This is a genomic window from Mitsuaria sp. TWR114, assembly GCF_007997345.1.
This window is the reverse complement of the sequence record NZ_VOSR01000380.1, coordinates 1-10768: the sequence shown is the minus strand read 5'-3', so window position 1 is coordinate 10768 and position 10768 is coordinate 1. Positions and strand designations below refer to the sequence as shown.

11 protein-coding genes are annotated in these 10768 nt (G+C 70.2%); 3 read left to right on the top strand and 8 right to left on the bottom strand.

Going from position 1 to position 10768, the window contains the following annotated elements; all coding sequences use genetic code 11:
• The 8 genes from FUT87_RS14535 to FUT87_RS14495 all read right to left on the bottom strand — a co-directional run.
• The coding region (locus FUT87_RS14535) for a GTP-binding protein (RefSeq protein ID WP_222617157.1) at positions 1-896 on the bottom strand (896 nt) is incomplete at its 3' end.
• A gap of 87 nt (positions 897-983) precedes the next feature.
• Entirely contained in the window at positions 984-1943 is a 960-nt protein-coding gene (cysD, locus tag FUT87_RS14530; RefSeq protein ID WP_147241469.1) for a sulfate adenylyltransferase subunit CysD, read from the bottom strand.
• A complete protein-coding gene (locus tag FUT87_RS14525) occupies positions 1940-2788 on the bottom strand; it encodes a phosphoadenylyl-sulfate reductase (RefSeq protein ID WP_147241468.1) in 849 nt (282 codons plus the stop codon). The genes cysD and FUT87_RS14525 overlap by 4 nt, the downstream gene beginning before the upstream one ends.
• Before the next feature lie 2 nt (positions 2789-2790).
• Complete coding sequence (locus tag FUT87_RS14520) at positions 2791-3300, bottom strand: DUF934 domain-containing protein (RefSeq protein ID WP_091722165.1); 510 nt, start codon at positions 3298-3300, stop codon at positions 2791-2793.
• An 11-nt stretch (positions 3301-3311) separates the two neighbouring features.
• Positions 3312-5009 carry a nitrite/sulfite reductase gene (locus FUT87_RS14515; protein ID WP_147241467.1) on the bottom strand — a complete coding sequence of 566 codons (1698 nt, stop codon included), beginning with the start codon at positions 5007-5009 and terminating at the stop codon, positions 3312-3314.
• Positions 5010-5207: 198 nt separating this feature from the next.
• Positions 5208-6137: a DNA-binding protein YbiB gene (gene ybiB / locus FUT87_RS14510; protein WP_222617156.1), complete on the bottom strand. Its 930-nt coding sequence runs from the start codon at positions 6135-6137 to the stop codon at positions 5208-5210.
• A gap of 141 nt (positions 6138-6278) precedes the next feature.
• Entirely contained in the window at positions 6279-6839 is a 561-nt protein-coding gene (locus FUT87_RS14505; RefSeq protein WP_183478450.1) for an outer membrane protein, read from the bottom strand.
• 344 nt (positions 6840-7183) lie between these two features.
• Positions 7184-8278: an ornithine cyclodeaminase gene (locus tag FUT87_RS14495; protein ID WP_147241464.1), complete on the bottom strand. Its 1095-nt coding sequence runs from the start codon at positions 8276-8278 to the stop codon at positions 7184-7186.
• A 216-nt stretch (positions 8279-8494) separates the two neighbouring features.
• On the opposite strand from FUT87_RS14495, the gene FUT87_RS14490 reads away from it, so the two are divergent.
• The 3 genes from FUT87_RS14490 to FUT87_RS14480 form a co-directional block, all read left to right on the top strand.
• Entirely contained in the window at positions 8495-8893 is a 399-nt protein-coding gene (locus FUT87_RS14490; RefSeq protein WP_147241463.1) for an Lrp/AsnC family transcriptional regulator, read from the top strand.
• Positions 8845-9858, top strand: a complete 1014-nt coding sequence (sbcB, locus tag FUT87_RS14485) for an exodeoxyribonuclease I (RefSeq protein ID WP_186830544.1) — start codon at positions 8845-8847, stop codon at positions 9856-9858. The genes FUT87_RS14490 and sbcB overlap by 49 nt, the downstream gene beginning before the upstream one ends.
• Positions 9859-9974: 116 nt before the next feature.
• The coding region (locus FUT87_RS14480; RefSeq protein ID WP_147241461.1) for a sensor domain-containing diguanylate cyclase at positions 9975-10768 on the top strand (794 nt) is incomplete at its 3' end.

The window sequence follows — 10768 nt, the reverse complement described above, 5'->3', positions numbered from 1 at the left end:
ACGACCCGGCCAGCGCGCTCGCCGGCGCGGCGCAGCTCGCCCACCACGGCGGTCTGGCCGCTCGGCAGGATCTGCACCTCGTCGCCGACCTGCACCTGGCCCTGCGCGATCCGGCCCCACAGCACGCGGGGGTTGTTGCCGGTGCCGTCGCCGTCCTTGGCCACGTACTGCACCGGCAGCGCCAGCGGGGCTTCGACGGTTTCCTGCACGGTGGGCAGCGACTCCAGCACCTGCAGCAGCGAGGGGCCGTCGTACCAGTCCGCCTCGAGCGGCTGGGTGACGTTGTCGCCGCGCAGCGCGGAGACCGGCACCACCGCGGTGACCTGGATGCCGGCGGCGGACGCGAACTTCTCCAGCGCGGCCGAGACCTTGCGGAACGCGTCGCCGGGATTCGCGGCGGCATCGATCTTGTTGATCGCGAAGACGATGCTGGGCACGCGCAGCAGATGGGCCAGCAGACTGTGGCGGCGCGTCTGCGGCAGCAGCGGGACGTCGTCCACCGACAGGTCCAGCTTGGTCACGTCGACCAGCACCACGGCGGCATCGCTGCCGGCGGCGGCGGTGACCATGTTGCGGGTGTACTGCTCATGGCCGGGGGCGTCGGCAATGATGAACTTGCGCTGCTTGGTCGCGAAGTAGCGGTAGGCGACGTCGATCGTGATGCCTTGCTCGCGCTCGGCCTCCAGGCCGTCGGTGAGCAGGCTCAGGTCGATGGGCTGGCCGGCGGCGCGCTTGGCCAGCGTGTCGAGCTGGTCGGCCAGGATCGCGCGGCTGTCGAAGAGCAGGCGCCCGATCAGCGTGCTCTTGCCGTCGTCGACGCTGCCGGCGGTCAGGAAGCGCAGCGCGCGGTGCGTGGTGTCGACGTCGGATTGATGGATCTTGTGAACGGCGGTCATCGGAACTCCTGCCGGGCCGCCTCGGAGCGGCCCGCGCCCCCGTGGGGGCAGTGAACGTGGCGGACGCGGGGCGTGGCCCCGGGCGCGTCAGAAATAACCTTCCTTCTTGCGGCGCTCCATCGAGGCGTCGGAGGTGCGGTCGTCCATGCGGGTGGCGCCGCGCTCGGAGACGGTCACGGTCAGCGTCTCGGCGACGATGTCGGCGGCGCTGGCGGCGGGGCTCTCCACCGGGCAGGTGCAGGTCATGTCGCCGACGGTGCGGAAGCGCACCTGCGCGGTCTCGACGGTCTCGCCGGCCTCGGGCGGCGTGACCTCGGTCAGCGGCACCAGCAGGCCCTTGCGGCGGATCACCTGCCGGTCATGCGCGAAGTACAGCGACGGCAGCGGGATGTTCTCGCGCGCGATGTAGAGCCACACGTCCAGCTCGGTCCAGTTGCTGATCGGGAAGGCGCGGAAGTGCTCGCCCGGGCGGATGCGGGTGTTGAAGAGGTTCCACAGCTCGGGCCGCTGTTCCTTGGGCTGCCATTGGCCGAAGCTGTCGCGGTGGCTGAAGATGCGCTCCTTGGCGCGGGCCTTCTCCTCGTCGCGGCGGGCGCCGCCGATGAGCACGTCGAAGCGGTGCTCCTCGATGGTCTCCAGCAGCGTCACCGTCTGGTGGCCGTTGCGCGATTCCAGCGGATGCGACAGGCGGATCGTGCCCTTCTTGATCGAGTCCTCGAGGTGACCGACGACCAGACGCTCGTCCATCTCGGCGACGCGGCGGTCGCGGAACTCGATGACTTCAGGGAAGTTGTGGCCGGTGTCCACGTGCACCAACGGGAAGGGCAGCTTGCCGGCGAAGTCGTTGCCGGCGATGCGGCGCTTGAAGGCCTTCTCGGCCAGGCGCAGCACGACGCAGGAATCCTTGCCGCCGGAGAACAGCAGGGCAGGACGCTCGAAGGCCGCGGCGACCTCGCGCAGGATGAAGATCGCTTCCTCTTCGAGGTGGTCCAGATGGCGGTGGTCCGCCAGCGGCAGCAGTTGTTCCAGGTTCACGGGGGCGTTCATGCCGAGGCTCCGGAGGTCTCAGGGGAATCGGTGGATTCGGGGGTGTGGGTGGCGTGCAGGCCGCATTCCTTGGACGAGTCCTCCCACCACCAGCGGCCGGCGCGGAAGTCCTCGCCGACGGCGATCGCGCGGGTGCAGGGCGCGCAGCCGATGCTGGGCATGAACTGGTCGTGCAGCGGGTTGTAGGGGACGTCGTGGGCCTGGACGTAGTGCCAGACGTCTGCCCAGCTCCACTCGGCGAGCGGATTGATCTTGATGCGGCCCTGGCCGTCCTCCTCGCGCAGCGGGACCTCGGCGCGGTTGGCGCTCTGCTCGCGGCGCAGGCCGGTGATCCAGGCGCTGCGGCCGGCGAGCATGCGCGCCAGCGGCTCGAGCTTGCGCACGCCGCAGCAGGCCTTGCGCAGCTCGACGCTGCGGTACATCGGCTCCTCGCCGTTGGCGCGGACGAAGTGGACCACCTGCTCGCTGACCGGCGCGAAGACCTCGACGGCCAGCCCGTAGCGCGCCTGGATGCGCGGGATCAGCGCCAGCGTTTCGGCGTGCAGCTTGCCGGTGTCGAGCGTGGCCAGCGCGATGGGCAGGCCGTGGCGCGCGATCAGGTCGGTGATGACCATGTCCTCGACGCCCAGCGAGGTCGACTGCAGCGCGCCCGGACCGAAGTCGGCGGCGGCCTGCTGCAGCGCCTCGACGGTGCGCGCGAGGCGCTCGTCGAAGCCAGCGGTCTTGCGGGCGTACAGGCCGATCGCGGAGCCGACCCCGGTGCCGGGCAGCGCGGACACGCCCAATGCGGCCGCGTCATTGCCGCCGATCGGCGTGAAGTCCAGCGAGGACAGCTCGCCGCTCATGCTCAGGCCTCCGCCTTCTGGCTCGTGGCGCCGGCTCGCGCGAACAGCGGACGGGTCTCGTTGACGTCGGCCTGGTAATGGCCGGGGAAGAAGGTCAGCGCGCGTTCGGCCGCTTCCAGGTTCTGGTCGCCGCGCAGCTGCACGGCGTCGACGCCGCAGCGCTGCAGCAGCGGCAGCATGTCGACCAGCACCTCGCCGATCGCGCGGACCTCGCCGGCGAAGCGCAGCCGCGAGCGCAGCACGTGGGCCTGGCTGTAGGCGCGGCCGTCGACCCACTTGGGGAACTGCAGCACCACCAGCGCCAGGCGCGGCAGGTCGGCCTTGAGCTCGGTCACGTCGACGTCGTTGGGCAGGATCACGCCGGTGGCCAGGCCTTCCGGCCAGGTGTCGCGCACGGCATGCCACTGCTCCAGCGTCAGCAGCTTGTGGTCGGCGGCGGCGGGATGCGGCTGGGGGCCGTCCTCGCCCGCGCAGGTGTGCCAGGGGTCTTGGGCCTTGGAAACGAACTTCATGGTGCGGCGGCTCAGTCGGTGGTCTGCTTGGCGGTGGTGCGGCGGATGCCGTTGGTCGCCTGCTTGAAGGCGTCCAGGCCGATGCGGCGCACCGTCTGGAGGAAGCGCTCGCCGGCTTCGCGCTCGCGGCGGTAGGTCGCGATCACGGCCTCGACGGCGTCGGCCGCCTCGTCGGCCGCGAAGGACGGACCAATCACCTTGCCCGGCACCGCGGGGCCCGACAGCGTCGAGCCGTCCGAGCCGCCCAGCGTGATCTGGTACCACTCGCTGCCGTCCTTGTCGACGCCCAGCACGCCGATGTGGCCGCTGTGGTGGTGGCCGCAGCTGTTGATGCAACCGCTGATGTGCAGGTCGATGTCGCCGATGTCCCAGAGCTCGTCCAGGTCCTGGAAGCGCTCGGTGATCTCGGCCGCGACGGGAATGGAACGGGCGTTGGCCAGCGCGCAGAAGTCGCCGCCGGGGCAGACGATCATGTCGGTCAGCAGGCCGATGTTGGGCGTGGCGAAGCCCTGCGCCTTGGCGGCTTCGTAGAGCGCGGGCAGGTCGCTTTCGCGCACCCAGGGCAGCAGCAGGTTCTGGTCGTGGGAGACGCGCAGCTCGCCATGGCTGAAGCGGTCGGAGAGGTCGGCGGCGGCGTCCATCTGCGCGTCGGTGATGTCGCCGGGCGGCAGGCCCAGGCGCTTGAGCGACAGCGTCACCGAGCGGTAGCCGCTGACGCGGTGGGCGTGGACGTTGCGCTCCAGCCAGCGGCGGTAGGCCGGGGCGGCGCCTTCGAAGATGTCGATGCCCGCGGCCGGGGTCACGCCTTGCGGCTCGACGAAGCTGGCGGCGACGCGGGCCAGTTCGGCCTCGGGAATGATCTGCTCGTGGCTGCCGGCGTCGTCGTTCAGGATGGCTTGGTACTCGGCGTTGACGGCGTCGAAGTAGGCCTGGCCTTCGGCCTTCACCAGGATCTTGATGCGCGCCTTGTACATGTTGTCGCGGCGGCCGAAGCGGTTGTAGGTGCGCACGATCGCCTCGAGGTACAGCAGGATGTGCTGCCACGGGACGAAGGGGTTGATCTCCTGGCCGATGATGGGCGTGCGGCCCATGCCGCCGCCGACGAAGACCTGGAAGCCGACCTCGCCCGCTTCATTGCGGCGCAGCTGCAGGCCGATGTCGTGCCAGCCGATGGCGGCGCGGTCTTCCTTCGCGCCGGAGATCGCGATCTTGAACTTGCGCGGCAGGAAGGCGAATTCAGGATGCAGCGTCGACCACTGGCGCAGCACTTCGGCGTAGGGGCGGGGGTCGATGAGTTCGTCGGCCGCGACGCCGGCGGTGACGTCGCTGGTGATGTTGCGGATGCAGTTGCCGCTGGTCTGGATGCCGTGCATGTCGACGTCGGCCAGCAGGTCCATCACGTCGGCCGACTGCGGCAGCGGGATCCAGTTGAACTGCAGGTTCTGGCGCGTGGTGAAGTGGCCGTAGCCACGGTCGTGCTCGCGGGCGATGCGGCCGAGCTGGCGCAGTTGCTTGGACGACAGCACGCCGTAGGGGATGGCGATGCGCAGCATCGGCGCGTGGCGCTGGATGTACCAGCCGTTCTGCAGGCGCAGCGCGCGGAAGTCGTCGTCGGGGAGCTGACCGGCCAGGTGGCGCTCGAGCTGGTCGCGGAATTGGGCCGCGCGGGCGTGGACGAACTGGCGGTCGAAATCGGTGTAGGCGTACATGGCGTCAGCTGGGCCCGGCCGGGTTTCAAGAAGGGCCCGCCGCGTCATCTGACACCGCGGCTGGCGCCCTGGGCTGGCCGGGAGTCTGGACTCTATGAACGCTTTATATATATGAGAACTACAAATTCGTAGATTGCTTATGGCGAGATAAGCATATGAATGGAGCTGCAAAGGCGCTGGCGGCCGCCGGCCGCGTGCTCAGGCGGTCGCCAGGCGGCGCAGCGCGGCAAGTTGGTCCTTGATCCGCGGCGGCAGCGGCTCGGCTCCCGCGAGGATCGCGCGAATCAGCGCGGCGTTGTCCGCCGGCTCGCAGGCGGTGGACAGCGGCCATTCCAGATCCTCATTGCTTTGCGGATTGAGATCGATCGCTTGCCCGTCCGCGAAGCCTTGCAGATGCGCCTTGCGCCGCAGATGCAGATAAGCCTCGCCTTCACTGGCGCGCATCAGCAGCGCGCGCCCGCCACCGGTGCTCAGGATGGGCAGCGCCGTTCCCATGCTGTCGACGTATTCGGGATGCGTCACCGCCACCACGCGCACGCTGCGCCCGGGCAGCGGATCCAGCAGCTTGGCCACGCTGTGGCTGCTGTTGCGCAGCCCCAGCCGCGGACGCAGCGCCATCATCGCGTCGAGTCCCGGATGGATCGCCGCCGTCGGAAGGATGGCGAGCCGATCCGCTGCGAGCCGCTGCCCGGCTTCCCCGACGTCCCCCGCCACCGGCAGCCCCAGGGCCTCGAACAGCTCGAACGGACTGATGCGGCTGTCGAAGTCATGCCGGCCGTGGATCAGCACCGGGATGCCTTCCCGCGCCAGCAGCATCGCCACCAGCGGCATCAGGTTGGCCTGCTTGCGGGCGCCGTTGAAGGTGGGCAGGACCACCGTGCGCGGTCCCTCGGGGGCCGGGACGCGCGCCGCGCCGGCCTGCATGGCCTCGACGAAGCCCAGCAGCTCGTCCAGGCTCTCGCCCTTGATGCGCATCGCGATGAGGATGGCGCCGCGCTCCAGATCCGGCACGGTGCCGTCGAGCAGCTGTCCGAAGAGCTCGCGCGCCTGCTCGCGCGTCAGGTCGCGGGCGCCGCGCGCGCCGCGGCCGATTTCCTTGATGAGCGGGGCGTAGGGAGCGGAGTCCACGGCAGGTCGGTGCGAAGGCGCGGGGGCGGAACAAGCGCCGCATCTTAGCCAGCCCGGCATCCGGGAACCCAGGAGGTGGAACGCCGCGCGGAGGCCGTTCCGCACCCGGGCGGCCGCGTCATCGGCCGCCCGGGCTCACGATCAGAACACCGAGCGCAGCACCACGCTGAACGCGCGGATGTTGGCTTTCTCCTTCGCCAGCTTGGCGCGGGTGAAGTCCGCGCCCAGGCCCACCGAGTAGGTGTCGTTCAGCGCGAAGGCGGCACCGAGGCCGAGGTAGGGCTGGACCGAGCGCTCGCGGGCGCTCTGGGTGGTGATCTTGTTGTCCCAGGTGCTGGCCTTGATCTGGTTCCAGGCCACGCCGCCGCGAGCGTTCAGGCTCAGCCGGTCAGTCAACGGATAGCGATAGACGCCGCCGATGCCCCAGCCGCTGAGCTTGGCGCGGGCGCCGTTGACCTCGTCGCCGGCCTTGACGCGGGCGTAGTCCAGCCAGCTCGCTTCAACGCCCAGGCCGCCACCGAACAGGTAGCCCAGGCTCAGGCGCGAGTCGACGTCGGTGGCATCGCATTTGGGCAGGTCGCGGCACTGGCCGTTGACCTTGCCGGTGCCCAGCGAGGCTTCGAGATACACCTGCGCCTGCGCCGCGCCTGCGCCCACGGCCAGCGCGAGCACCAGAAGGGAAGGGAACGGAGAGAACTTCATGCGGGATTGCTTTCGTTGAATTGAAAAAGAAGCGCCAGCGCGAAGCTGGCGAATCGGATTCTTGAAAGGGCAACCCGGGGCGTAAATCGCATCCATCAGGCAGCGTGGCGTCGTGACTGACTCATGCAAGGGGGAAGGATCTGCGGGTGGGTGGAAGGCGGCGTTGACGGTATCTTCGGAGCGCAGACCGCGCACGCCAGCCGATGCACACGCACACGCACACGCACACGCACACGCAGACGCAGACGCAGACGCAGACGCAGACGCAGACGCGAGAGCGGACGAAAAAAAGCCGGTCCAAGGACCGGCCTGCTTGCGCGTGGAGCGCCGACGGGCAAAGGCGCTCAGGCGGCCAGCGGCGTGATCACCGGGGCCGGCGTGGCGGCGCCCGTGGCGATGCCGAGGCCTTGGGGCTGCGCCGGCAGGCCCAGTTCACCGAACAGGTCCTTCGGGTCGGCCATGTCCGGCACCAGCGCCAGGTCGCGGCCCAGTCCCAGGGCCAGCGCCCGGTCGTGCAGCCAGCGCAGCGTGGCGAAGTCCTCGAGCGCGAAACCGACCGAGTCGAAGACCGTGACCTCCTCCGCCGAGCGCCGGCCGGCGGCCTCGCCGCGCAGCACGCGCCAGAACTCGGTGACCGGGAAGTCGGCGGGCATCTGCTGCAGGTCGCCTTCGATGCGCGATTGCGGCTCGTACTCGACGAAGACGCTGGCGCGCTCCAGCACGCCGCGATGCAGTTCGGTCTTGCCGGGGCAGTCGCCACCGACGCCGTTGATGTGCATGCCGGGCTCGACCATCTCCGGCGTCAGGATGGTGGCATTGCGCTTGTCGGCGGTGACCGTGGTGACGATGTCGGCGCCGCGCACCGCTTCGGCGGTGTCGCGGCAGCGGACCACCGTCAGGCCCTCGATGCGCGACAGGTGGCGGACCAGCTTGTCCGTCGCCGCCGGGTCGACGTCGAAGAGGCGGATCTCGGCGATGCCCAGCAGGTGGTGGAAGGCCAGGGCCTGGAACTCCGCCTGCGCGCCGTTGCCGATCAGCGCCATCACGCGCGAGTCGCGGCGGGCCAGGTGTTGCGCGGCCAGCGCCGAGGTGGCGGCAGTGCGCAGCGCGGTGCTGAGCGTCAGCTCGGACAGCACCTGCGGGGTGCCGGTCGCGACATCGGCGAGCACGCCGAAAGCCATCACCGTGGGCAGGCCCACGAGGTGGTTTTTGGGGTGACCGTTGACGTACTTGAAGGTGTAGAGCGCGGCGTCGGAGATCGGCATCAGCTCGATCACGCCTTCGTCGGAATGGTTGGCGACGCGGGCGCTCTTGTCGAATTCGGCCCAGCGGACGTAGTCGTCGGCGATGTAGCGGGCCAGGGTCTGGAAGCTGTGCGCCAGGCCGTCGTGGCGAACCACGCGGGCGACGTCGGGGGTGAGGAGCAATCGGGTCGTCATCGGCCGTCTCATGGCAGTGGGGACGCCTCCATTCTTCGGATCCGCGTGTCAGCAGGAAGCCAAACAACTGATCAATAATCGAAGCCGATTGGGCATTTCGGCAGCGACGGCTGTCGAAATGACGTGAAATCCGGGTTAACCCTGGGCGCTTTGCGCGCATCCGCGCCGGACCTGCGCCACGGTGGTGCGGCCCGGTCGGGACCTTCGGAGCACCCCATGGACACGCTGGACCATCAACTCATCGCGCTGCTGCGCCAGGACGCGCGCGCCAGCATCGCGACGCTGGCGCACAAGCTGAAGGTGTCGCGGGGGACGGTGACCAACCGGCTGACGCGCCTGGAGGACAGCGGCCAGATCGTCGGCTACACCGTCCGGCTGCGCGCCGACGTCGCCCAGCCGCACATCACCGCCTGGATGAGCATCGCCGTCGAGGGCAACCGCACCCGCGAGGTCGTCGGCATCCTGCTGGGCGAGCCCGGCGTGGCCGGGCTGTTCGACACCAACGGCCGCTGGGACCTGCTGGACGTCGTGCGCTGCGCCTACGCGCTGCGGCCCGAGGGCCTCCAGTGGCCGCGGCACGAGGACGCCGGCCGTCCTTCAAGCTGGAGCACCTGACCGCCGCCAACGGCCTGGCCCACGAGGCCGCGCACGACGCGCTGTCCGACGTGCGTGCCACCATCGCGCTGGCGCGGCTGATCCGGCAGGCGCAGCCGCGGCTGTGGGACTTCTGCCTGAAGCTGCGCCGCAAGGACGCCGTCTGGGCCGAGATCGGCACCAACCGGCCCTTCCTGCACGTGTCGGGCATGTACGGCCCGGAGCGCGGCTGCATCGCGCTGGTGTGGCCGCTGGCGCCGCATCCGACCAACAAGAACGAGCTGATCGTCTGGGACCTGGGCAGCGATCCCGCGGAGCTGCTCGGCCTCGACGCCGAGGCGATCCGGCTGCGTCTCTACACCAAGCAGGAGGCCCTGCCCGAGGGCGTGACGCGGCTGCCGATCAAGACCATCCATGTCAACAAGTCGCCGATCGTGATCTCGTCGCTGAAGATCCTGTCGCCGGAGATGGCCGCCCGCTGGGGCCTGGACATCGCCCGCGGCCTGGCGCATGCGGAGCTGCTGGCCTCCCGCGGCCGCGAACTGGCCGAGCGCTGGCCCCAGGTGTTCCAGCGCCCGGCCGGCGAGGGCGGCGTCGACGTGGACGAGGACCTGTACGGCGGCTTCGTCTCCAACGACGACCGGCGCGCGCTCGAGCGGCTGCGCGGGCTGTCGCCCGAGGCGCTCGCCGACCGCGTCGCGCAGGGCAAGGTCGCGTTCGAGGACGGGCGGCTGGAGGAGATCCTGTTCCGTTACCGCGCCCGCAACTTCCCGGACAGCCTGAGCGGCGACGAGGCGGCGCGCTGGGAGCACCACCGCGCGGCGCGGCTGCACGCGGGCGAGGGCGGGGCCCAGACGCTGGAGGCCTTCTTCGAGCGCATCGACACGCTGGCCCAGGCGGCGGAGGAGTCGGAGGACGAACGCGCCGGGGAGATCCTGTCGGCCCTGTACGACTGGGCGGAGCAGATCGCACCGCCGCCACCCTGATGCCGCCTTGGGCGCCGCCGCCCCGAAGCGGCCGTCCGGCGCCGGAACGGGGGCCTGTCCGGGGTTCCCAGGCCTGATCAAAACAGGTACACCTGCGCCATACGCCAGGAGACGACATGCAATCCCAACACGACGCCGCCGACCCGATCGCCGCCCGCATGCGGGCCTTGCTGGTGCGGGCGCCGCTGGCCGTGGCCTTCGTGGCCGCCGGCCGTTTCGAGGTGGTCAGCGAGCATTTCAACCACCTGTTCGGACATGGGGACGACACCGACCTGAGCGGCACCGACCAGCGCGGCTCGGTCGTGTCCGACGCCGCCCACCAGGCGCTGCAGACCCGCATGGGCACCGCCTTCGGCGCCGGGCGGCCGCTGGACGAGGAGGTCGAGTTCGTGCGCCGCGACGGGTCGCGTTTTTGGGGCCGGTTGCAGGCCACGCCGGTGCACTGGGAACAGCCGGCCGGCGAGGCGATGTGGATCGTCGAGGACGTCACCGCCGCCCGCCAGCAGCGCCTGCAGCCGACCTGGTCCGCCAAGCACGACGAGGTCACCGAACTCGCCAACCGCCGTGAGATGGAGCGCCGTCTGGCCGAGCATGTCGGCAGCCGCCGCCATGAGCCGGTGTCGGTGCTGTTCGTCGACATCGACCGCTTCACCGAGGTCATCCAGGGCATGGGTGCCGAGGTCGCCGACCACTTCCTGTACGGCCTGGGCCAGATGCTGATCACCAAGGTGCGGGCGTCGGACACGGTCGCCCGGATGGAGAACGATCACTTCGTCGTGCTGCTGCCCGATTGCGACCAGCACTACGCGCAGATCGTGGCCGAGAAGATCCGCTCGTCGATCGCCAGCTTCCGGCTGCGCTGGGGCCTGCACCGGGCGCGGGTCAAGGCCAGCCTGGGCGTCGTGCAGCT

Bases quoted from the DNA above. Each gene is read 5' to 3' on its own strand.
- cysD (WP_147241469.1), bottom strand. From the start codon at position 1,943: ATGAACGCCCCCGTGAACCTGGAACAACTGCTGCCGCTGGCGGACCAC.
- FUT87_RS14525 (WP_147241468.1), bottom strand. From the start codon at position 2,788: ATGAGCGGCGAGCTGTCCTCGCTGGACTTCACGCCGATCGGCGGCAAT.
- FUT87_RS14520 (WP_091722165.1), bottom strand. From the start codon at position 3,300: ATGAAGTTCGTTTCCAAGGCCCAAGACCCCTGGCACACCTGCGCGGGC.
- FUT87_RS14515 (WP_147241467.1), bottom strand. From the start codon at position 5,009: ATGTACGCCTACACCGATTTCGACCGCCAGTTCGTCCACGCCCGCGCG.
- FUT87_RS14505 (WP_183478450.1), bottom strand. From the start codon at position 6,839: ATGAAGTTCTCTCCGTTCCCTTCCCTTCTGGTGCTCGCGCTGGCCGTG.
- FUT87_RS14495 (WP_147241464.1), bottom strand. From the start codon at position 8,278: ATGACGACCCGATTGCTCCTCACCCCCGACGTCGCCCGCGTGGTTCGC.
- FUT87_RS14490 (WP_147241463.1), top strand. From the start codon at position 8,495: ATGGACACGCTGGACCATCAACTCATCGCGCTGCTGCGCCAGGACGCG.